Genomic DNA, 21,185 nt, shown 5'->3' with positions numbered 1-21,185 from the left:
ATAGTGCCAGTCACACCGCCAAGGATGTCGGTTACTGCACCGACTGGATTGCCGCCAGTCACGCCACCAGTTAAGCCACCAGTCAGGCCGCCGATAGTGCCAGTCACACCGCCAAGGATGTCGGTTACTGCACCGACTGGATTGCCGCTAGTAGCGCCACCAGTTACACCACCAACAGCACCTGTTACGGTACCCACTACACCAGAGACTAAGCCTGTTGTCTGAGAAACGGTATTGGTTACAGTTGAAACAACATTAGAAAGTAAGCCTGATGTTGAAACATTTCCAGTAGCAATATTTATATCGGAAACGTTTACATTAACAGTAGAACCTGTGTTTACAACAGGATTCACTGATACAACATTACTCAAGTCCTGAGTAACTTTTGTTATTGAAGATACGAGAGTTTTCAGTAAGAACATGATGGTCTATTTCCTGTATATTTATGTATTTTTAAGTAAGTATTTATTTATTGCGTTAGGCAATTATTGAGATATGTTTCTCAATAATTAAAATTTAGTATTGGGTAGATCTCAAAAAGTGTCAATCCATATTTCTACTCAAATAATTTGATACTTATAATATTTTGACAATTAGATATTCATTCTGATTTAGACATAAAAATAATAATTTTTTTTATAATATATGGTTTAAAGATGAGTGTATTTTCCTCCATTTTTTATTATTTTTATAATTATTAGTGCTAAATAGTTTTATTTATAAAAATAATTTTGCATAAGTAGAAATATATTATTTATATAATCCTGACTAAAAAACTAGGCTTTTGATTCTGTCAATTTGGTCAAAATGTCCAAATTGGATAAAAGAAGAGGGCACCTTTAATTGAAAAAAAATATTTCAAATATATTTTATGGACAAGAAATTCCCCTTTTTAGGAAAGCTAGGCTACCAAGATATTTTGTTATGGCTAAGAACTAGACGCTTGATGACAAAAAGATGAAAAAGTCCTTTCTAAAATAGAAAAACTGCGTATAATGCCCTCCATCAAGTACGCGCTCATAGCTCAGCTGGATAGAGCACTTGGCTACGAACTAAGGGGTCGGGAGTTCGAATCTCTCTGAGCGCACCACTTGAAGAATTAACCGCTATATATAGCGGTTTTTTTGTGCCCATTTTTTATGATTCTAATAAAAAAGCTAGTGCACATGACAACCAGCTTTAAAAAAGATCTAGATTCAAGGATTATCTATTAGCCGAATGTTTTAAAACGGTTTGCATCGTCAATAAAGGCTTTTTCACCCGCGTTACCTTCAATAGAACCAAAAACTAACTGAGCTCTTAGCTTCCATTCAGCTGGGATATAGAAAGCAGCATTAATTTTCTCATCAATAATTGGGTTGTAGTGTTGCAATGAAGCACCAACACCTTGTTCAGCTAATACGTTCCAAACTGCAAATTGAGCGATTGCTGTTGAGTGCTCAGACCAGATTGGAAAATTATCAGCATAAGCTTCAAACTGTTCTTGTAAGCCTTTAACTACGTTCTGATCTTCATAAAACAAAACTGTGCCTGCACCAGCGGCAAAACTTTGAATTTTTTGTTCTGTTCCAGATACAGCTTCAGCTGGGATAATACTTTTTAAAACTTCTAGAACTATATCCCAGAATTTTTGATGTGATTGTCCAAATAAAATAACAGCGCGAGATGATTGAGAGTTAAATGCAGAAGGGCTATGTTTGATTGCTTCTTGAATTAACTTTTCAATTTCACTATTTGATTGGTTTAAGTTATTTCCAATTGCATAAATAGAGCGGCGGTTTTTAATGAGTTCTATAAAAGAAGTTTCATTTGAAGATTTTAGCTCTTGAGCGGCTTTTAAAGCCACATCTTCTTGAGCTGTCGTTTTTTGATTTAAGCCAAATAGTTTTGCAAAGAAAGACATGACGGATTCCACTAAAGAGACAATAGAAACATTCTATAAATTTAAGAATATGAAATAAGCCTTATAAATATGAATCTACGTTCTATATATGAAACGAGTAAACAACTTGTACGAATGAAAGCTTTATCGTGTGAGCAAAAATAAAAAATCACTTTTGATTCATTTTAAAGCGTAGATGAATATGCTCTAATAGTTTCGATTTATTCAATATTGACACATAGTGATGACCGAGCAAAAAAGCGCTTTATCTTTACGTTATTATTTAAATTTAGAAGAGTCTCAAGACGGGTTTGGCTTGGTGACATTCGGAAAGAAACAATTCACACGTTTTTTAACCCCTGTTATTAGTATTGCAATTGTTATTTGGGGTTTTTATTTAGGCTTATCAGGCGTTGGTCGCTACTATGTTGCTTTGGGTATTTTTTTCCTGATTATGCAAGGTCTAATGCGCTATTGGCTTTTACCTATGATGTTCAAGCGTCAGTTTGTACGTTATCAATTTGGTAAGAGTGAGCAAGGGATCGATTTATACCAAGATTATTTTGAACTCTATGCTGCTGGTCGTAAACAAGTCGTACAGTATGGCGATGTGCAGACTTTTGCTAAGGGTAAACTGACTTATATGCTTGAGTTAAAAAACAAAACGGTCATTATTGTACCGAAACGTGCCTTTGCTCAAGTTTCAGATCAAACTGTATTTGAAAATACATTTAAGAAATAAGTTATTAGAATTATTAGTCGCAACAATAAAGGAAGCCTCATGAAAACACGTCCTTCAAAAATCGTTTGTGTGGGCAGAAGTTATGCTGATCATGTAAAAGAGCTGAACAATGCAATGCCGGGACGACCAGTATTGTTTATCAAGCCACCAAGTAGTTTGATTGGTTTAGATGAAGGTATTTCGTGGAATCCATCTTGGGGTAGTTGCCATTTCGAATGCGAATTTGTTTTGCGTATTGATAAGCCACTAAAAGGCGAAACTGATCCGCAAAAAGTATTGCAAGCTATTGGTGCTGTAACTTTAGGGTTAGATTTAACTTTGCGTGATATGCAAAATGAATTAAAAGATAAAGGTCAGCCTTGGGAAAGAGCAAAAGCATTTGATGGTTCATGTGTACTTGCGGACTGGGTAGATGTAAGTGAAATTACCAATTGGGAAGAGACCAAATTCACTTTCCATATTAATGATGAATTGCGTCAAGATGGTAATACTGCACTGTTAATGTTTACTATTGGCGAACTTTTAACTGATATTAATCAGGTGTTTTCACTTGAATCAGGCGATGTCATTATGACAGGTACACCAGCAGGAGTGGGGCCATTGCATGCTGGCGATCAGCTAAAAATGACTTTGAAAGGTGCTACTCAAGATTTTGTTTGGGAAACCTTTGTTAAAGCATAATTCGATTTAAATCGCTAAGTTTTGAACCCTATTATTGAACTGATAATAGGGTTTTTTATTGTCTGGATATAGAAGACTTTTATATGAATGAATAATCTTATTTTCTATTTCTCTTCAAAAATTGTTGAAAGTGGAATAGAGAGTTTGGCTGCCAAATAGTCATTGGACTCTACTAACGCTGGGCCGATTTTTTCCATCCATTCGTCATCATCATGCACATTTAATACATCTGGGCGTAATGGAAGTGGATAAGGTAATGCGGTAAAGAAACTCCAAAAGTCGACTTGAGATAAATTACGGACTAAAACATATTCATCTTTATCTGTGCGTTTAACTAAATTTTGCTCTTCGAGTAAGACAACATAAGCGGGCCACCGGCCAATTTCGCCACGGCCTAAAATTTCTAATGCTTCTTTATCATTTACACTTTCACCAAGTTTTTGCTTTTTATAAAATAATTCTAAAATATCGAGTAGCATGAGTACTGGATGTCTTTTTTGTTCTTTGCCTGAATGAAAAGCGGTAAGGGCAAAACTCACCTCGACACCGAGTAATACAATATTCCAAGATAAGAATACCCATAATAAGAAAATAGGTACTGCTGCAAATGCACCATATATGATTTCATAACTGGTGAAGTTCGACATCAAAAAGCCGAATAAATTCTTAAGTATTTCAAACAATACAGCACTCAAACACGCGGCAATTGCTGCTGAAAATAAGGGAACTGTGCGGTTGGGAATGGTCCAATATAAAATAAAGAATCCCAAAACAGTAAGAACAAAAGAAATAAGCCAAAGTAGAAATGCACCATCAAGTTGATAACCCGTGAAGTTATTACTTAATAAGTTCATTGATGCAACGGTTGATGAAATAACAAATGCGCTGCCTAAAATAATGGGACCAAGCGAAATAATGGTCCAGTAGCGCATAAAGCCTACAATGCCGCTACGAGTTTCTTTTACTCTCCATATGCGATTAAAGGCCGTTTCAATTGTTGTCAGCATTAAAACTGTGGTGACAAATAGAAACAGCACACCAATCACAGTTAAATTACTGGATTTTTCGGTAAAAGCATTGAGTGCCTTATCAAATGCAATGGTGCTTTTAGGTAAAAAATTACTATAAATTAGGTGCTGCAACTGTTGTCTAGCAGGTTCTAAGGCTTTAATTGAAGAAATAATAACTAAAAATACTGTTAGCATCGGCACAACAGCAAAAAGAGTCGTATAGGTGAGAGCGCCAGCTTGTTCTCGGCAGCGATCAGCTTCAAAACGCTTAATTACAAATAAAATAAATTGAAACCAGGTCTTGTTATAAAAAGGAAGTCTCTTCAAAAAACGTTCTAACATGCGTCATCTATCCCGATTTTTTTAATCATGATGTGGGTGATTGATATTCACCGGTGTATTCGGTTGAGAACACTATCTTTGATGTGGGTAAACTTTAACCTAAAGAATAAAAAAGTATTCTGAAAGTTCCGTATGTATCATCGTAACAAAACGTAGTAAAAAGCTTTTACCAATATTTGTTACTGTTGCCCTTAAAAATCAATCACCTCTAAAATTTCATAAAATTGGCTTCGCCAAAAAAATAAAAAATATCGTATAGTGTTCTTTTTAACAAAATTCATGAAACCGATGCAACCTTACATTCTTGTGCTTTATTACAGTAAATATGGTTCTACTAAAGAAATGGCGCATCTTATTGCGAATGGTGTTGAAGCTGCAGGTATTAATGTAAAAATTCGCACAGTACCTAATATTGCAACAGTAGTAACAGAAGCTGAACCAAGCATTCCTGAAGAAGGCGATATTTATTGCACTTTAGAGGACTTAGCCAATTGTGCAGGCTTGGCACTTGGGTCTCCAACTCGCTTTGGTAACATGGCAAGCGAAATGAAATATTTCTGGGATCAGACCACAAGTCTTTGGTTAAATGGGACTTTACATAATAAACCAGCATGTGTTTTCACTTCTTCTGGTTCAATGCACGGTGGGCAGGAAAGTACTTTATTAACGATGCTACCGCCGTTATTTCATCATGGTATGATGATTTTAGGTTTACCAAATTCTATTCCTGCATTATCGAATACAAAAACAGGTGGAACGCCGTATGGTGCAAGCCATGTGAGTGGCCCTAGACATGATCAAGGCTTAAGCCAAGATGAAAAGCTTTTATGTGAAGCACAAGGTAAACGTTTAGGTGAAATCGTAAAAAAACTTCACTCATAATCTTATAAAAATAAAAAAGAGCGGAACTCCGCTCTTTTTTATTTAAATAATTTTATTCTTTAATAAAAGTTACTGTGCCATCAGTAAGTGATTTAACTCGTGCTAAAGATTCAACACGGTAACCTTTTTCAAGCAATAAATCGCGGCCTGGTTGGAATGATTTTTCAATCACGATACCAACACCTACTACTTCTGCATTTGCTTGATGAATTAAGTCAATCAAACCAAGCGCTGCTTGACCATTTGCCAAAAAGTCATCAATTACTAAAGCTTTGTCGCTTGAGTTGATGTGCTTGTTTGAAATAGCAATCGTACTCTCTGTTTGTTTAGTAAAACTAAACACTTTGGCGCGATATAAATCGTCTTTTAATGTCAGTGATTGATATTTACGAGCAAAAATCACAGGTACACCAAGTTCTAAACCTGCCATGATTGCCGGCGCAATACCTGAAGCTTCAATGGTAATAATCTTGGTAATCCCTGCATCTTTGAAGCGAGCGGCAAATTCTTTACCAATCTGCTGCATGAGGACAGGGTCAATTTGGTGATTTAAGAAAGCGTCGACTTTCAACACTTGATCAGATAGAACGATACCTTCTGTTAAGATTTTCTGTTCTAGTGCGTGCACGGGAGAATCCTCTAGACGGATGCTTTTAAAGCAAATGCGTATTTTAAAAAGCATCCGAAAAAATGCAAGCTTTAATTCGTTTTACCGCTATAACTTGTTAATAACAAACCATAAGATGTTTTGCCGTCTATATGACTTACCTTAACTGGCAAGTAGTCCAATTTAGGTGCTAACCAGAAAATAGTACTACGATCTGGTCTGCCGTGTTCTAAGACCACTTTTACAGTGTCAAAGGTGCCATAAGAGGTTTTAACTTTTTCATTGCCTTGTTTTACAAAACGGCGGTTTTCAACTTCTTTTGCATCTGCAAGAGGGTAAGAAGATTTGAGTGAACCATTTTTTAAATCTTCACGAACTTGTAATTCAGCATTTAGCTCGTCAAGTACGCCAGGCTGCCAAGCAAATGAGCGTGCTTTATCATCTTTCTTTGTGCTAATTGTCTTATTACCAGGGTTAAAATTAATATTCATAGTGTTGTTATGAATTAAAATTTTACTAGTACGACTAAAGCTTTGTGAACCAATTTTGCCATTAGCAAAACTAAATTTACTTGTTTCACTTGCAGAAGCGATTCCACCAGCTTTTGCAGTGAATAGATAAGTCCAGTTATTGCCTTGTTGACTAAGTGCGCGTGTTGCTGAACCCATGCCTTTATTATTATAGGTAAACTGATAATTTGCCTGAAATGGGCTCATGGCAAGTGCATGGCTAGAGAAACTTGCAATAAGCAAAGTTGTCGAAATACCAGTTGCGATGCTGAATGATTTCAGAAATTTTGTTGCCATAAGTAAATATCCTTGTACAGACTGAAAGGTCAGTGCTGATGCATCTATGACTTTTGCATATTATGCCTGCTGATCATGGAGAAAAAATCAGGATTTATGCTAAATATGTAATCTCTTTGTGTTTTTTAACAATAAATTTCTTTAGCTCATATAGTTGTTATGCATCTTTTTGCTGAATTGGCGTAATTTCAGTGTCTTCCAGATCATCCTCAAAGTCATCATCTTGATCTCGGAAAAGTAAGGCGGCGAGATTAACATTACCAAAGACGACCAGTTCTGCTTCACGAACCCGTGCATAGTTAATATGAACTTTGCCCAATGTTTCAATAATGCTGGCTTTTTTACCGAACCAACGGTTCAGGTCTAGGAAGATAAGATCATCTTTTTCTTGGGCTACGTTAAAACGCTCCAAAATCATACCCAATGGGTCTTTTTTTAGAATTTTGTGATAGTAAAAAATAGCAGCTTTCACAGCAATTTTTTGCCAGAAATTTTTATATTTAGCTTCTACAATTTGTGTATTACTAATTTGTTCAAAAATGATAAGTTGCTGTTCTTTATTAAATTCCATCTGAATCAATTTTAAGTCGACAGATAAAGTCGTTTCTAAACCTTTGACATGCATTGTGGCATAGAGTCTTAACCAGTCATGATAAAGGTCTGCGTGTAGATCATCTAAAAACTCGACATTATTCGTTACGTAACGTTCTAAGGTCGCATTTAGAAAAGTTTGCGATAATGTAAAATCTCTTTCTTCCTCAATGAAGGCTTCAGCTTTTCGGTAGACTTTATGAAGACGTTTGACTAATGAGGAAAATAGCGTTTGCATAAAAGAACTTCCAGATGATGATTTACTAAAGAATCAACACAATCTTTATTATGATAAAAAACAGGTTTTGATATTGCAGTGTAACAAATTTAATTGATACATTTTCACAAAATGAAAATGGATAAAAGCTCATATTTGAAGTGAATCACATTTTTATCCATATTTGAATATCAGTTTGTATTTTGTTCGGTATTGATACCGTGGGGAAAAGGCATTTATATGCTTTTAAGATTATGTTGAAAAAAAGAAGTCTTTCTATAGAGCCTTTTCATTATTGGTGGCAAGACCGAGTCTTTATTGTCGCAATAATACTTGCAATCTTACTGCATACTTTTGTGCTGCTCATCCATTTTGCGATGCCTGCGCCATCAGAACAATCAACTAAAGAAATCGCGATATCTATTCGTCCTACTGAAGATGTGGTTAAGCATGCAGATTTTTTAGCTCAAGCAGACCAGCAAGGTTCAGGAGCATTTCGAGCAGCCCATCGGATGTCTAGTAACTCCCCAACACCTATGCCGACTGATGCTTCAACTGGAGAAGCTCAGTTAGAAAGTTTAGAAAAAGTACAGCAACAAAGAGAACTTAAGTTTGAAGAAAAAGTACTCATGACTGTGTTGAGTTGGCAGAAACAAGCAGAGGAGAGCCAAAGGAAAAAAGCACTTGAACAGTTACAAAGCCAGTTCCAGGCCAAAGCTGCTATGGTCGCAAGCCTTGAAGCTCAATATTTGCAACGTCAGCAAGATTTCAGTCGCCAACAAAAAATAAAAACAGTGGATGGTATTCAAGCTAAGAAAGATGCTTCAGCAGCTTATTTAGATAAATTCCGTGAAAAAGTGGAACTTTACGGTAACCGCTATTATCCAGAAGAAGCTAAACAACAACAGTTAAAAGGTGAAGTTCGCCTTATGGTGATTTTGAATGCTCAAGGGGGAATCCGTGCAATTCGTTTACTTGAAAGTTCAGGACATCCAGTTTTAGATGAGGCAGCAAAGGCATCGGTACGTCGGGGAGCGCCGTTTGGTCATTTTGATGTAAATATGAAAGATATTTCAGAGCTTCGTATTATTCGTACTTGGCGTTTTGATCCAGCTCAAGCTGAGTTTGAGGTTCATTAATGAAAAAATGTGGATAACTTTTAGGATATCCACATTTTAAAAATAAATTAAGATGCTAATTGCGCGCTTAATAGTTTTAGAGAAATTGATTATTCCTGATACGGATTGGCAATGTTGAGTTTAGCTAAAATTTCGATCTCTAAGCCTTCCATTTCTTCTGCATCTTCATCGCTAGTTTCATGGTCATAACCTAGTAAATGCAGAACTCCATGTACTAAAAGATGTGCAAAATGATTTTGTGCAGTTTTCTTCTGTTCCAAAGCTTCTTGTAATACTACCGGAATACAAATCACTAAATCGCCCAACGGTAATGCATCAAGCATTGGTAGGACTTCTTCAGGAATGTCGCTTGGAAAAGAGAGAACATTGGTAGGTTTATCTTTCTCACGATATTGCAAGTTAAGTTGATGGCTTTCTTCCAAATCAACACATGCAACACCAATTTCACAATCTTCTTTGTAGCCAACGTGGCGTAAAGTGGTCTCAATAATTTTTTTGAGTTGAGCTCGTTTGAGCTCTAACTCAGGTGATTGAAAGTCTTGTTGTAAACTTAAACTGATTTTCAAAGTGAATCCTTGGGGTCTGTTAAACATTCACAGATGGTTGCGACATCGAGTGTTTTTAGATGATACAAGGCGTGGACTATGAAATTTAGCTATTCTAAATGAATAGTTCACAACGATGTAGCAACAAAAAACACTCTTGTCCCGAAGGGTTGTGGCTAAAATTATCTCAGACTACGTTATGAAACTTGGAAAGGGGTTTACCATTCCCATTATTTCATGCCTTGCCTGCTCAATTTTAGCCGACAACGCAATCCAATTTTGAATATTCAACAGACCCTAGGCATCCTGATGTTGCAAGTCTGCTGCTGTATCGTTTTCAGCAACTAATGCTTCTTGACGTGCTTTACGTTCAGCACGTGCTTCAGCATTAAGACGCTGTTGTTCACCATCCCAACCTTCATACGCTTCAACAATTTTTTGAACAAGTTGATGACGTACAACGTCGCGAGAATGGAAACGGGTAATATGAATTTCTTTAATATTCTCAAGTACACGTAGCGCGTGCGCCAAACCAGATTGTTGGCCTCGAGGTAAATCTACTTGGGTAATGTCACCTGTGATTACTGCACGAGAACCAAAACCTAAACGGGTCAAGAACATTTTCATTTGTTCCGGTGTAGTGTTTTGCGCTTCATCCAAAATCACAAATGAATGGTTAAGCGTACGACCACGCATATAAGCAAGAGGCGCAACTTCAATCACTTGACGTTCGATTAACTTGGCGACTTTTTCAAAGCCCAACATTTCGTAGAGGGCATCGTAAAGAGGGCGTAAATACGGGTCAATTTTCTGGGTTAAATCACCCGGTAAGAAACCAAGCTTTTCTCCTGCTTCTACAGCAGGGCGGACAAGTAAAATCCGCTGGATTTCATTACGCTCTAACATATCTACTGCGGCGGCAACTGCTAAATAAGTTTTACCTGTACCAGCAGGACCTACACCAAAAGAAATATCGCTTTGCAAAATACGTTGTACATAGCGTTTTTGATTGGCACCACGTGGATTAATACGACCTTTTCGAGTCTGAAAGTAGACATCCATTGGCGCATCATGCTCTTCCATCTCTTCACCCACTAACTCGAAATTACGTTCAGTTTGTGAAGATTGAATCAAGAGATGTAACAGATCGGCACTGATTTGCTGGGACTCCTCAGTTTCTTCGTAGAGTCGTTGCAATAACGCTTCAGCTCTCCCAACAGCATCTATCTCACCATCGATATGAAAAACATCTCCACGATGAGTAATTTTGACATCTAAACGCTGTTCGATTTGCTTAAGGTGCCCATTATAGGCACCCAAGATGCTCTTTAAACGTTCCATTGAAATTTCAGGAAATGTTACGGTACGTCGAATCGCTGCAGTCAAGAGAAAACCTTTCAGTAGACTTTAGAATACCTCTACATTACGCCACGTCAGGCTCAAGATTCAAGAGTTCACCGTAAACTAAATTTAAAGTTTTAATTTCAGTAATCTCGATCTCTGCAAAACGGCCAATCCAAGAAGCATCGCCTACAAAAGTCACTAAACGAGTGTTGTCTGCTGTACCTACTAAAATATTAGGGTCTTGATCAGATACTTTCTCAATCAGTACACGTTCAATTTTGCCAAGCATTGCATCAGTTTTCTCGATACTTGATTGCTTAATGACTTGTTGAACTTGTGCTAAACGTTCTTTTTTAACGTGTTCAGGAGTTGTATCTGGTAAGTCAGATGCCGGTGTGCCAGGACGTTTTGAGTAAACAAAGCTATAAGAGTGGTCAAAGTCTAAATCTTTGATAAACTGCAATGTTTCTGCAAAGTTTTCATCAGTTTCACCAGGGAAGCCAATAATAAAATCGCTCGATAAATGCATATCAGGGCGTATTTTACGTAACTTGGCAATCTTGTCGATGTATACATCAATGGTGTGATTTCGCTTCATTGCTTTAAGTACATCGTTAGATCCACTTTGTACAGGCAAATGTAAGTGTGAAACCATTTGAGGCAAATCTTCATAACACTGGATAAGTTCATCAGAGAACTCAAGTGGGTGTGAAGTTGTATAGCGTAAACGGCCAATACCAGGAATTTCTGCAACGAGTCGTAACAATTCAGGGAAGGTACAAATGCCACCTTCGAATGTTTCACCACGATATCCGTTTACATTTTGACCAAGTAAGCTGATTTCACGAACACCTTTTTCAGCAAGACCTGCGATTTCTGCAAGCACATCATCAAGTGGACGAGAAACCTCTTCACCACGAGTATATGGAACCACACAGAAAGAGCAGTATTTAGAGCAACCTTCCATAATAGAAACGAATGCTTTGAAACCTTCTACGCGTGGTTCTGGTAAAAAGTCGAACTTTTCAATATCAGGGAATGAAATATCAACGAGCTTAATCTTTTCTTTTTTCGGCTTTTCCACTTGTGCATGATGTTGGTCAAGCATTTGTGGTAAACGGTGTAAGGTTTGTGGGCCAAAAATCATATCGACATACGGTGCACGCTTTTGAATGTTGTCACCTTCTTGAGATGCAACACAACCACCTACACCAATCACAAGGTCAGGATTTTGCTCTTTTAGTTTACGCCAGCGGCCTAACTCACTAAATACTTTTTCTTGTGCTTTTTCACGGATAGAACATGTATTCATGAGCAGAATATCTGCTTCATTAGGGTTAGTTGTTAAAACATAACCGTGAGAATCCCCTAAAAGGTCTGCCATACGGTGACTGTCATACTCATTCATCTGACACCCTTGAGTTTCAATATATAATTTCTTTATTGAAACATCAGTGGTGTGCGTTGGCTGGGTAACAGTGTTTTCTGAGGCAGCTTTGGCACCATTGGGAATGAAGGTTTGAACCGTCATGTAGGCTCCTAACAGATCGATCTAGATAAATAATAAAATGACCCAAAACGGGTCAAACCAATCATTATAGCAGTATTTGTGCCAGACAGATAACAATAAACTGCCATAAGCTGCACATGATTTATGGAGACAAATGACATAAATTTTAATGATGTCGAATCAGATAGTTACATAACACAACAAAAGAATGCACGAAGAATAATTAAACTATGCCTAAAGGTGGATAGTCAGGGTTTAGCGCATTTATGAGACCAGGTAAAAAGAGCTCATCAAACAAGAGTCGTGTGATGAAAAATAAATATGCACATCGTAGCTGGTTAGGAGCTGTGTGTTTACTTGGTTGTTCATTGTCTTATGCAGCAGAAGAACAATTTAATGATGCATTAAATGCCGCAAATAGTGGTAATACCGCCTTGTTAGACCAATATCAGGCAGCAATGCAAAATGATGTATTGGGTTATTACCCTGAATATTGGAAACTAAACAGTAATTTAGACTTTCAATCCCCAACGTCAATTGTAAGTTTTGCCCAGCGCTATCCTCAATCTGCTATGGCAGAGAAACTTGCAGCAGATTATGTTGAAGAAAAAGTTAAACAAGCTGACTTCGTATCTGCACAACCACTTTTATCTTACGTCTCTAACCCGGACCCAGCTGAAAATTGTGCTTTAGCACAGGTAAGAGCTAAAAGTGGCGATGCATTAGTATTTGCAGAATATAAAGATGTCTGGTTAGCAACTGAATCACAACCAGAGTCATGTGTTGGACTAGGCCGTATGATGCTTTCTAGTCCATTAATGAGTACGCAAGATAAACAGCAACGCCTTTGGGTGCAGCTACGTTCAGGCCTGTCAGGACAGGCGCTTGCTACAGCACAGACTTTGGGTATGAATTTGTCTTTGGCTCAGCTTAACCAAATTCAGGCGAATCCTCTTAATTATTTATGGACCGCCCCAAAAACTAATGATGTAGATTATGCCTATTTGATTTTTGCATTAGGCCGTCTAGCAAATAATGATTTAAGCAATGCTTTTGCGAATGTACAGCGTGTGGCGCAAGGTACTCCAGAGAGCGTACAAAAGTATCTCTATCGCACCGTAGCCTATATCGGTGGCACCACGGTGATGAAAAACAACTTTAACCGTGAAGTTCTTCAATACTTCGATGCAAGCTATGGTTATCCGCTAAGTCCTGAAGAAGCTGAAATTTATGCACGACAAGCAATTCGCTTTAGCGCATGGGAAAGCTTAATTCGTGCGATTGAAAGTATGACGGTTTCACAGAAACAAGAAGATCGCTGGCAATATTGGTTAGCCCGTGCAACAGAACAACGTGGCGATAGTAATTCTAAAAATACGGCACAACGTATTTATAAAAAATTAGCTGAAAGTGGCGATGATTATCACAATCTTCTTGCAAAAGACCGTTTAGGTGTACGCTATAACCATCAACCTTATAGTGATGAACCGTCTGCAAGCGATTTACGCCGTTTAGATCAAAATATTCACTTTAACCGTGCATTTACTTTAAGACGTATCAATGCAAATCCAACGTATACCAACCGCGAGTGGAATTGGGCAGTTCGTCAGGCATATCTCCAGCATGACGATGGATTATTATTAGCTGCTGCGAAACGTGCTCACGATATGGGGTGGTATGACCGTGCAATTTACGCAGCAGATCGTACAACGAATAAACATAACGATACCTACCGTTATGTAACCCCACATAAGACCAATGTCGTAAGCCATAGTTACAATGCTGGAATTGATCCTGCGTGGGCTTATGGTTTAATGCGTCAAGAAAGTCGGTTTGTTACCTCGGCGCGTTCTCATGTAGGAGCTGGTGGCCTTATGCAAATTATGCCTGATACAGCAAAGTTGATTGCTCGTCAGATGGGGGAGACATATAATCCGGCGGCGTTAAGTGAAATGAATACCAATATTCGTTATGGAACATTTTATTTATCAATGATTCAAGGGCAGTTAAGTAATAACCCAGTTTTAGCAACGGCAGGTTATAATGCTGGCCCGAATCGTGCAAGACGTTGGCAATCCGATTACCAACCGATTGAAGCTGATCAATATACAGAAACCATTCCATTGCTTGAGACCAGAGATTATGTCAAGCATGTCATGACAAATGCGACACATTATGGAGTGGTGTTGGGGCAAGGCGCTCAGTCGCTGATACAGCGTATGAAAGTCATTCCAATGCGATCATCACCTTAATTTTAGATGATGAATGATGGAACATTCTTTTAATTGGCATAACCAAGTTTTAATTAAATGAAATATAGATATCTAGGACTTCATCCAATATCGCAACTTGCATGGTGGCTCATCTGTGCAAGCATTGGATTGATGAGTTCTGTTTTACATGCGGAACCTGTAAACGTGCAAGGTTATGTCATGCATGTACAGATGACGCCTGCTGTCTGTTCGCTAGATCCTTCTAAACAGAAGCAGCGTAAATGTCTGGAAGGATATTCACTTACCATTACAGGTTTAATGCCTGAAACAACTAGAACGGACTGTTCAACTGAAAGTTCTGCAACACTTTCACCACTGCAAGCTAAAGTCGTTGCTCGAGTGATGCCAGACAATAATGCTCGTGTACAGCTTTGGAAGAGTGTAGGTGGTTGTGTGCCTATGAACGCGAGTCAGTATTTCCGTACAATTATTAACTTCGCTGAACGATTAAAAATACCTGCTAATTTAACCAGTTCTAGTAACGTAGAAATGCAACAATCTACATTACGTCAACAATTTACAAAGCTTAATCCGAGTTTGCCACAAAATGGCATTCGTTTTTCTTGCCAACTCTCGCGCTCAGATGTTGTGCTTACAGAAGTTAAAGTCTGCTACACAGTAAATGGCCAATATAAGCAATGTTCAAATCATGTGGTCTCTAATTGCCCAAGCGAAATTACGATTAAAGGTAGCTATTAAGAGTAGCTACCATTTCCTCAAAAAATGCTCACCATACATTGAATCTATTTGTAAAGATTAATTTGTATTTTCTATCAGACTTTTGGTGAAAATGAGTCGCTTTTACATGCATCTGCAACTTCTTTAGAGTACAATCTTTGCCGTTTATGATGATTTGGTTAGATAGAATCGCTATTTAGCCCGATTAAGGACACTCATTGGAGACAATTACATGAAGCAACCCGTTCGTGTTGCCGTGACTGGCGCTGCAGGTCAAATTGGTTACAGCTTATTATTCCGTATCGCAAGCGGTGAAATGCTAGGTAAAGATCAACCTGTTATTTTACAATTGCTTGAAGTTCCAGTTGAAAAAGCACAACAAGCGCTTAAAGGCGTAATGATGGAACTTGATGACTGTGCTTTCCCTTTGTTGGCTGGCATGATCGGGACTGATGATCCTAAAGTTGCATTTAAAGATGCTGACTATGCATTATTAGTTGGTTCTCGCCCACGTGGTCCTGGTATGGAACGTGCTGACTTGTTAAAAGTTAACGGTGAAATCTTCATTGGCCAAGGTCAAGCATTAAACGAAGTTGCTAGCCGTGACGTTAAAGTATTAGTTGTAGGTAACCCTGCAAATACAAACGCTTACATCGCAATGAAATCTGCTCCAGATCTTCCAGCGAAAAACTTCACAGCAATGTTACGTCTTGACCACAACCGTGCATTGACTCAAGTTGCTCAAAAAGCTGGTGTTGCAGTTGCTGACATCGAAAAATTAACAGTTTGGGGTAACCACTCTCCAACTATGTATGCTGACTACCGTTTTGCAACTGCAAATGGCGAAAGTTTAAAAGACAAGATCAACGATCCAGCTTGGAACAAAGACGTATTCCTTCCAACTGTTGGTAAACGTGGTGCTGCGATTATCGAAGCGCGTGGTTTGTCTTCTGCTGCTTCTGCTGCTAATGCTGCAATCGACCATATGCGCGATTGGGCACTTGGTACAAACGGCAAGTGGGTAACTATGGGTATTCCATCTGATGGTTCTTATGGTATTCCTGAAGGCGTTATGTTCGGTTTCCCTGTAACAACTGAAAACGGTGAATACAAAATCGTTCAAGGTTTAGAAATCGATGAATTTAGCCGTGAGCGTATCAACTTCACTCTAAACGAGCTTGAAGAAGAACGTGCAGCAATTGCTGACATGCTAAAATAATTCATTAATTAAATGAATTGAAAAGCACTCTCTTGTAGGGTGCTTTTTTATATTTGAAATTTAATAAGAACACACAAAAAACAACAAGAAAATATAGACATAGATATGCAACTAACATCTATTGTTGCTAGATTATTGAAAAGAAGCCGTGGGAGAATAACAATGTTTGAACAGCAACCAACATTACAACTTTTATTTGAGCAATTGGGTTTAGACGCTGATGACGCGAGTATTGAAAATTTTATCAAAACGCATCAGTTACCTGCTGAACAGAAGTTACATGAAGCACCTTTTTGGTCACAAGGCCAAAGTGATTTCCTGAAAAGCCATTGGGAAAAAGATGATGAATGGATTGTTGTCATTGATGAGCTCAATGAGCAATTGCACGAAGATAGTGTTAAAAAATAACAAAATAAAAGGCCTGTTTATAAATAACAGGCCTTTTACAATTTACCCTTTAGTGAATTTTGGGTTTTAATAAATCTTTGTACCATGGCTCATGCCGTACCGGATGAAATACTGGATGCTCATGAACTAACTCAAGATCACATTGGGCAGTTGATAAATATTTTGTAAGCCAATGACGAGTAAGAGCAGGTTTTTCTTGCGCTGCTGAAGCATAAGCTAAGAAGAAATATATATCACTATGGTGATGGTGAGCTAAGGGCTTTAAAATTTGCTGTGCAATGAGCGCAAAGCGTTTTTCTTTATTTAATTCAAAGTAAATCATATACGCTTTAGCTAAATGAAGAGATAAATTCAAATATAAACTCATTGGCATTTCATCGTATTCCATACGAGCTTGCTCAAGCAAAACAATAGCTTCTTGCAAAAAATGAATTTGCTCTTGGCGAACACGGCTTAATACAACGAGCTGCATACGTAAATCTGCACGTTCCAAAGCAAGTTCGGGCGTATTCTCAGTTAAATAGAGTTGGTCTGTTTCACCAATTCTGCTTACAATCATTTTTGTTTCAATAGACATACGCCTTCGCCCTTTTTAATCAATAGCTCTTATATCGGGTTTATTTAAGAAATTTAAAGAGCATTCTTCTAAACCCAAATCGAGTTTCCACTACGAAGCCAAGCTGTAATTGATAGACGCTGCTGTTTAGAAACTAAAACTTCATGAAGTAAATCACTCTGGAATATAACTAGGCGATTAGGTTCTGGTGTAATAATGTGCCAAATATCATTCTTGTCCTGCAAGCGTAGTTGTCCCCCCCAATCATCCTGCCATTCAGGGTGTAAATAATAAACAGTAGAAATAATACGATCATTTTTTTGTTGAGGGTTATCTCGATGTAATGCATAAAATTCACCTGCGTTATAACAGGCAAAATGCGCCTCAACCTCTTTAATTCCTAAAAAGAAAGCTTGATTTAGATGTTGGCAAAATGAAGTTAGAGTTTCTACGTGTTGTTCAGCAACAGGAAGTGATTCATTAATCCATAAAATATGATCGCTTCGAATTGTACTCACCACTCCATTTTGGATACCAGCTTCACGAAATTCATCAAAGTGATGACTACACTCTTTGGCAACTTGAGTATGATATTCACTAGAGTAGGCATGATTCACAATTGCAAAACCATGTGCATTTAAGTCATCTAGAATCTGATCCAGATTCCAACTGTCAGGAAGTGGTTGAGAGCGCATATAACCTCATATCGATCGTAAGAAAATCAAGCAGCCTTATTTTAGATGATCACAACCTTACGAAAGAATATTTTTTTCATGTTAAACTATTCGTTGAATTGAGGAATTAAAGTCAACATGAATTACCGTCACCATTTCCATGCGGGCAACTTTGCAGATGTTATGAAGCATGTGCTTTTGCTACAGCTTCTCAACCGTTTAAATGCTAAAGATAAACCTTATCGCTATATCGATACGCATGGAGGGGCTGGAAAATATGATCTATCTCAAGCACCTGCACAAAAGTCAGGAGAATTCCTAACGGGTATTCATCGTCTTGTACAGCTTTCTGAAATGGAAAAGCGTCAAGCTCCTGAAGCAATCCAGCAATACTTAAAACTTGTAGAAGAATTACGTAATCAAGAAGGTAAGGGAAGCTATCCTGGTTCTCCTTGGTTTGCTTTACAAGGTATGCGTGAAATTGACAAAGCGACTATATTTGAAATGCAGCGTGATGTTTTTCAGCAATTACGTCATAACATTCGCGATAAACGTGCAGGTTTACATGAGCGTGATGCATATGAAGGCTTGCTCGGTGTAATTCCGCCAAAAGAAAAGCGTGGTCTGGTTATGATTGACCCGCCTTACGAATTAGAGCGTAAAGACTTTCCGCAATTAGTTGAACTGTTACAACAAGCTCATAAGAAATGGCCGACAGGTGTTTTTGCAGTTTGGTATCCAATTAAAGACCGCGCAATGATTGAACGTTTTGAAAAGAAAATGTTTAAAACCGGAATTCGCCGTCAATTAGTTTGTGAAATTTGTGTATGGCCAGATGACACGCCTGTAGGCTTGAATGGTTGTGGTTTATTAGTGATTAACCCACCATGGCAGTTCTCTGAACAAGCTGACCAAGCTCTACAGTGGTTATTCCCGCACTTACGTATGCAAGAAACGGGTGGACATGCTGCTGTTCGCTGGTTAGTAGGTGAGTAACAGTTAACTTAAATCAATGCACATGTTTGGAATAGAAAATAATGACAAATGCGCCTAAACCAGAGCAAGATTTAACTCATAATGAACATTCATTTGATGGGATTACGTTCGAAGTGGTTGAAGAAGAAGATAATCCGGAAGGACAAAAAGTGAAGCGCCGAGGTATTTATCTTTGGCCTAACTTAATTACGACAGCCGCTTTGTTGTCTGGTTTCTATTCCATTATTGCAAGTATGAATGGTGAATTTACGCAAGCGATTTATGCCATTTTCCTTGCCGCTTTGTTCGATGGGTTAGATGGACGTGTTGCTCGAGCTATTGGCGCTCAAAGTGCTTTTGGTGAGCAATATGACTCTTTATCTGATTTATTAGCATTTGGTGTCGCACCAGCAATGCTAATGTATAGCTGGAGTCTCCATGACTTAGGCCGTATCGGCTTAGCATGCTGTTTTGTTTATACTGCCTGTGCAGCATTCCGTTTGGCACGTTTTAATGTTCAAATTGGAGTGGTTGATAAACGCTATTTTATTGGTATCGCAAGCCCATTAGCTGCAATTATCATTATTTCGCTTGTATGGGTGGCTCGTGATTATCCGTTCATCTTCGATTTACGTGATATTGCGATTCAAGTTATTAATGCGGTAATCATGGTTGTTGTTGGTTTACTCATGATTTCCAATATTAAATACTATTCATTTAAGCAAATGGACCGTAAACGTGTTCCTTTTGTAGTTATGTTGCCGGTAGTACTGATTTTTGCAGCAATCACTTATAATATCCCAATGGGTATTCTGATTGTTTCAATCATCTATGCTCTATCAGGTTTTGTTACCACACTTTTAGCTAAAAAAAATAACGAGACTATCAAAACATAAATTAGACGAGGTTCAGTATGCCTAAGTTGATGAGTCCAATAAATCAATTGCAGCAACTGAGCCTCAACTCAAATGAGGGTGTTGTTTATCAGCCTGCTAGAGGCTTCTTTAAAGTTGTCTATCAAGGCTTAATCCTTCCAAACTTACCGGCACCACTTCGTTACTTCAATTATATTAGTCTAATCGGGCAGCCTAGAATTCCCCTTTGCTATAACGCAAACAGTATTGTCACTTCACCAATTGATACGGCAACAGTACTAGTTAGTAATAGCCTACACAGTCTAGGTCACTTAAAAATCTATTCCATTCGAAGACAATGTCAGCTTACTCCTAGTTATTACCAATTTGATAAAACAGATCTTATTGAATGGCAAATTCCAAGAATTCAGCTTACACGAACAGATTCTGAAATGAGTTGTAATTTAATTGTCCAAACGCCTTCGGACATTTCGAATTCATCCGCATTGCAGTGGGGGATATCTGATTACTGGTCTGTTTTATGTCATTGTGAAGGAGAGATTTTATATAAAGGTCAGAAATATGAAGTCAATGGATTAGGACGTTTTAAACATGCTCGGGCCTTACATTTACCTTTCTTATCTTTATGTTTTTATACCTGCCAAATTATTAATTTAAATGAAACAACGCAAGTCACACTTTCTCAAATAAGAAATCAATGGAATATTATTCTATTTTCACGTTTAGATATTCAAGAGCTGGGAAAGCCAGCTGTCACATTTACTGAAGATGTCAATTTCCATATTCATCGGGTTTATCCAAAAGTTGTAACACCTCATGGACGAGAAATGTATTTACCTCGAGAATTCTCTTGGCAATGTAAAAAAAATGGAAAAGTTATTTTTGAGCTCTATGCTGAAAGTCGTGGTGATTACAAATTTGGATTAGCTGCAGGGTATATTGGAAGTTTCCGTTATCAGTTAAGTTGGAATGATCAATGCCTTCAAGGAGAAGGTGGATATTGTGAATACATCGATTGCCGCCCATTAAGATGGCAAGAGAAGAATCAAGATGAGAAAATTTTAGATAAATTGATGCTTTTACAGCCGTGTTTATATAAAAAATGAATGTTTTTATCATTTTTGGTTAAAAAGCAAACTGTCGTTGCACTAATTTTAAAAAAGGGCTTGCAACTGGATCTTAATGGTCTATAATGCACATCCATCGGCGGTGATGCAGATAGAAACTTG

20 protein-coding genes, 1 tRNA gene and 2 pseudogenes are annotated in these 21,185 nt (G+C 38.0%); 12 read left to right on the top strand and 11 right to left on the bottom strand.

From position 1 onward, the window contains the following. Window positions 1-422 (bottom strand): annotated as a pseudogene (locus RMA95_RS00385) (hypothetical protein); the annotation flags it as partial. Window positions 423-1,013: 591 nt separating this feature from the next. On the opposite strand from RMA95_RS00385, the gene RMA95_RS00380 reads away from it, so the two are divergent. Further along, a tRNA-Arg gene (locus tag RMA95_RS00380) sits at window positions 1,014-1,090 on the top strand. A gap of 120 nt (window positions 1,091-1,210) precedes the next feature. On the opposite strand, the gene RMA95_RS00375 is transcribed toward RMA95_RS00380, so the two are convergent. Then, the gene (locus tag RMA95_RS00375) at window positions 1,211-1,903 is read right to left on the bottom strand and encodes a nitroreductase family protein (RefSeq protein ID WP_311069284.1); all 693 of its coding nucleotides are present in this window, start codon (window positions 1,901-1,903) and stop codon (window positions 1,211-1,213) included. A gap of 223 nt (window positions 1,904-2,126) precedes the next feature. Between RMA95_RS00375 and RMA95_RS00370 the strand changes: the two genes are divergently transcribed. Together RMA95_RS00370 and RMA95_RS00365 are read left to right on the top strand one after the other, a co-directional pair. Continuing rightward, window positions 2,127-2,624 carry a YcxB family protein gene (locus RMA95_RS00370; protein WP_263614639.1) on the top strand — a complete coding sequence of 166 codons (498 nt, stop codon included), beginning with the start codon at window positions 2,127-2,129 and terminating at the stop codon, window positions 2,622-2,624. A 39-nt stretch (window positions 2,625-2,663) separates the two neighbouring features. Further along, on the top strand, window positions 2,664-3,305 hold the full coding sequence (locus RMA95_RS00365) for a fumarylacetoacetate hydrolase family protein (protein WP_263614638.1): 642 nt from the start codon (window positions 2,664-2,666) through the stop codon (window positions 3,303-3,305). 104 nt (window positions 3,306-3,409) lie between these two features. Here the strand turns inward: RMA95_RS00365 and RMA95_RS00360 are convergent, their stop codons facing one another. Beyond that, window positions 3,410-4,657 (bottom strand): YihY family inner membrane protein, encoded by a 1,248-nt coding sequence (locus tag RMA95_RS00360; protein ID WP_311069283.1) that lies wholly within the window; start codon window positions 4,655-4,657, stop codon window positions 3,410-3,412. Between the two features lie 288 nt (window positions 4,658-4,945). On the opposite strand from RMA95_RS00360, the gene wrbA reads away from it, so the two are divergent. After that, window positions 4,946-5,539 carry an NAD(P)H:quinone oxidoreductase gene (gene wrbA, locus RMA95_RS00355; RefSeq protein WP_263614926.1) on the top strand — a complete coding sequence of 198 codons (594 nt, stop codon included), beginning with the start codon at window positions 4,946-4,948 and terminating at the stop codon, window positions 5,537-5,539. Between the two features lie 52 nt (window positions 5,540-5,591). On the opposite strand, the gene RMA95_RS00350 is transcribed toward wrbA, so the two are convergent. The 3 genes from RMA95_RS00350 to RMA95_RS00340 form a co-directional block, all read right to left on the bottom strand. Next, window positions 5,592-6,167: a xanthine phosphoribosyltransferase gene (locus RMA95_RS00350; protein ID WP_107972704.1), complete on the bottom strand. Its 576-nt coding sequence runs from the start codon at window positions 6,165-6,167 to the stop codon at window positions 5,592-5,594. A gap of 71 nt (window positions 6,168-6,238) precedes the next feature. After that, window positions 6,239-6,952 (bottom strand): DUF3108 domain-containing protein, encoded by a 714-nt coding sequence (locus RMA95_RS00345; protein ID WP_077163571.1) that lies wholly within the window; start codon window positions 6,950-6,952, stop codon window positions 6,239-6,241. 157 nt (window positions 6,953-7,109) lie between these two features. After that, window positions 7,110-7,781, bottom strand: a complete 672-nt coding sequence (locus tag RMA95_RS00340; protein WP_311069282.1) for a hypothetical protein — start codon at window positions 7,779-7,781, stop codon at window positions 7,110-7,112. A 233-nt stretch (window positions 7,782-8,014) separates the two neighbouring features. Between RMA95_RS00340 and RMA95_RS00335 the strand changes: the two genes are divergently transcribed. Further along, window positions 8,015-8,899 (top strand): energy transducer TonB, encoded by an 885-nt coding sequence (locus tag RMA95_RS00335; RefSeq protein ID WP_311069281.1) that lies wholly within the window; start codon window positions 8,015-8,017, stop codon window positions 8,897-8,899. 89 nt (window positions 8,900-8,988) lie between these two features. Here the strand turns inward: RMA95_RS00335 and ybeY are convergent, their stop codons facing one another. The 3 genes from ybeY to miaB all read right to left on the bottom strand — a co-directional run bounded on the left by ybeY (window position 8,989) and on the right by miaB (window position 12,319). Beyond that, window positions 8,989-9,465, bottom strand: coding sequence for an rRNA maturation RNase YbeY (gene ybeY, locus RMA95_RS00330; RefSeq protein ID WP_107972700.1), 477 nt, complete (start codon window positions 9,463-9,465; stop codon window positions 8,989-8,991). Between the two features lie 276 nt (window positions 9,466-9,741). After that, window positions 9,742-10,830 carry a PhoH family protein gene (locus tag RMA95_RS00325; RefSeq protein WP_002050786.1) on the bottom strand — a complete coding sequence of 363 codons (1,089 nt, stop codon included), beginning with the start codon at window positions 10,828-10,830 and terminating at the stop codon, window positions 9,742-9,744. Window positions 10,831-10,867: 37 nt separating this feature from the next. Then, on the bottom strand, window positions 10,868-12,319 hold the full coding sequence (miaB, locus tag RMA95_RS00320) for a tRNA (N6-isopentenyl adenosine(37)-C2)-methylthiotransferase MiaB (protein WP_087607038.1): 1,452 nt from the start codon (window positions 12,317-12,319) through the stop codon (window positions 10,868-10,870). Between the two features lie 287 nt (window positions 12,320-12,606). On the opposite strand from miaB, the gene RMA95_RS00315 reads away from it, so the two are divergent. The 4 genes from RMA95_RS00315 (at window position 12,607) to RMA95_RS00300 (ending at window position 16,876) form a co-directional block, all read left to right on the top strand. After that, window positions 12,607-14,550, top strand: a complete 1,944-nt coding sequence (locus tag RMA95_RS00315; protein ID WP_311069280.1) for a transglycosylase SLT domain-containing protein — start codon at window positions 12,607-12,609, stop codon at window positions 14,548-14,550. Between the two features lie 57 nt (window positions 14,551-14,607). Continuing rightward, window positions 14,608-15,270: a hypothetical protein gene (locus tag RMA95_RS00310; protein ID WP_004711857.1), complete on the top strand. Its 663-nt coding sequence runs from the start codon at window positions 14,608-14,610 to the stop codon at window positions 15,268-15,270. A 211-nt stretch (window positions 15,271-15,481) separates the two neighbouring features. Beyond that, window positions 15,482-16,468, top strand: a complete 987-nt coding sequence (locus RMA95_RS00305) for a malate dehydrogenase (protein ID WP_002050778.1) — start codon at window positions 15,482-15,484, stop codon at window positions 16,466-16,468. Window positions 16,469-16,630: 162 nt separating this feature from the next. Further along, window positions 16,631-16,876, top strand: coding sequence for a DUF2789 family protein (locus RMA95_RS00300; RefSeq protein ID WP_151740415.1), 246 nt, complete (start codon window positions 16,631-16,633; stop codon window positions 16,874-16,876). A gap of 49 nt (window positions 16,877-16,925) precedes the next feature. Here RMA95_RS00300 and RMA95_RS00295 read toward each other — a convergent pair whose 3' ends face one another. Beyond that, a complete protein-coding gene (locus tag RMA95_RS00295; protein ID WP_151740416.1) occupies window positions 16,926-17,453 on the bottom strand; it encodes a hypothetical protein in 528 nt (175 codons plus the stop codon). 68 nt (window positions 17,454-17,521) lie between these two features. Then, complete coding sequence (locus tag RMA95_RS00290) at window positions 17,522-18,127, bottom strand: 2OG-Fe(II) oxygenase (RefSeq protein WP_311069279.1); 606 nt, start codon at window positions 18,125-18,127, stop codon at window positions 17,522-17,524. A 117-nt stretch (window positions 18,128-18,244) separates the two neighbouring features. Between RMA95_RS00290 and RMA95_RS00285 the strand changes: the two genes are divergently transcribed. From RMA95_RS00285 to RMA95_RS00275, 3 genes and pseudogenes are all read left to right on the top strand, one after another. Beyond that, a complete protein-coding gene (locus tag RMA95_RS00285) occupies window positions 18,245-19,102 on the top strand; it encodes a 23S rRNA (adenine(2030)-N(6))-methyltransferase RlmJ (RefSeq protein WP_263614633.1) in 858 nt (285 codons plus the stop codon). Between the two features lie 41 nt (window positions 19,103-19,143). After that, window positions 19,144-19,977 (top strand): CDP-diacylglycerol--serine O-phosphatidyltransferase, encoded by an 834-nt coding sequence (gene pssA, locus RMA95_RS00280; protein WP_002050746.1) that lies wholly within the window; start codon window positions 19,144-19,146, stop codon window positions 19,975-19,977. A 17-nt stretch (window positions 19,978-19,994) separates the two neighbouring features. Further along, window positions 19,995-21,108: pseudogene (locus RMA95_RS00275) on the top strand (DUF6670 family protein). Window positions 21,109-21,185 lie beyond the last annotated feature (77 nt).

This window comes from Acinetobacter sp. V110_1 (assembly GCF_031798975.1).
In the GTDB taxonomy this organism is placed as follows: domain Bacteria; phylum Pseudomonadota; class Gammaproteobacteria; order Pseudomonadales; family Moraxellaceae; genus Acinetobacter; species Acinetobacter nosocomialis_A.
This window is presented reverse-complemented; position numbering and strand designations above follow the sequence as displayed.

Coding starts and splice junctions, on each gene's coding strand:
- RMA95_RS00375 (WP_311069284.1), bottom strand. CDS start 1,903: ATGTCTTTCTTTGCAAAACTATTTGGCTTAAATCAAAAAACGACAGCT.
- RMA95_RS00370 (WP_263614639.1), top strand. CDS start 2,127: ATGACCGAGCAAAAAAGCGCTTTATCTTTACGTTATTATTTAAATTTA.
- RMA95_RS00365 (WP_263614638.1), top strand. CDS start 2,664: ATGAAAACACGTCCTTCAAAAATCGTTTGTGTGGGCAGAAGTTATGCT.
- RMA95_RS00360 (WP_311069283.1), bottom strand. CDS start 4,657: ATGTTAGAACGTTTTTTGAAGAGACTTCCTTTTTATAACAAGACCTGG.
- wrbA (WP_263614926.1), top strand. CDS start 4,946: ATGCAACCTTACATTCTTGTGCTTTATTACAGTAAATATGGTTCTACT.
- RMA95_RS00345 (WP_077163571.1), bottom strand. CDS start 6,952: ATGGCAACAAAATTTCTGAAATCATTCAGCATCGCAACTGGTATTTCG.
- RMA95_RS00340 (WP_311069282.1), bottom strand. CDS start 7,781: ATGCAAACGCTATTTTCCTCATTAGTCAAACGTCTTCATAAAGTCTAC.
- RMA95_RS00335 (WP_311069281.1), top strand. CDS start 8,015: ATGTTGAAAAAAAGAAGTCTTTCTATAGAGCCTTTTCATTATTGGTGG.
- miaB (WP_087607038.1), bottom strand. CDS start 12,319: ATGACGGTTCAAACCTTCATTCCCAATGGTGCCAAAGCTGCCTCAGAA.
- RMA95_RS00315 (WP_311069280.1), top strand. CDS start 12,607: ATGAAAAATAAATATGCACATCGTAGCTGGTTAGGAGCTGTGTGTTTA.
- RMA95_RS00310 (WP_004711857.1), top strand. CDS start 14,608: ATGAAATATAGATATCTAGGACTTCATCCAATATCGCAACTTGCATGG.
- RMA95_RS00305 (WP_002050778.1), top strand. CDS start 15,482: ATGAAGCAACCCGTTCGTGTTGCCGTGACTGGCGCTGCAGGTCAAATT.
- RMA95_RS00300 (WP_151740415.1), top strand. CDS start 16,631: ATGTTTGAACAGCAACCAACATTACAACTTTTATTTGAGCAATTGGGT.
- RMA95_RS00295 (WP_151740416.1), bottom strand. CDS start 17,453: ATGTCTATTGAAACAAAAATGATTGTAAGCAGAATTGGTGAAACAGAC.
- RMA95_RS00290 (WP_311069279.1), bottom strand. CDS start 18,127: ATGCGCTCTCAACCACTTCCTGACAGTTGGAATCTGGATCAGATTCTA.
- RMA95_RS00285 (WP_263614633.1), top strand. CDS start 18,245: ATGAATTACCGTCACCATTTCCATGCGGGCAACTTTGCAGATGTTATG.
- pssA (WP_002050746.1), top strand. CDS start 19,144: ATGACAAATGCGCCTAAACCAGAGCAAGATTTAACTCATAATGAACAT.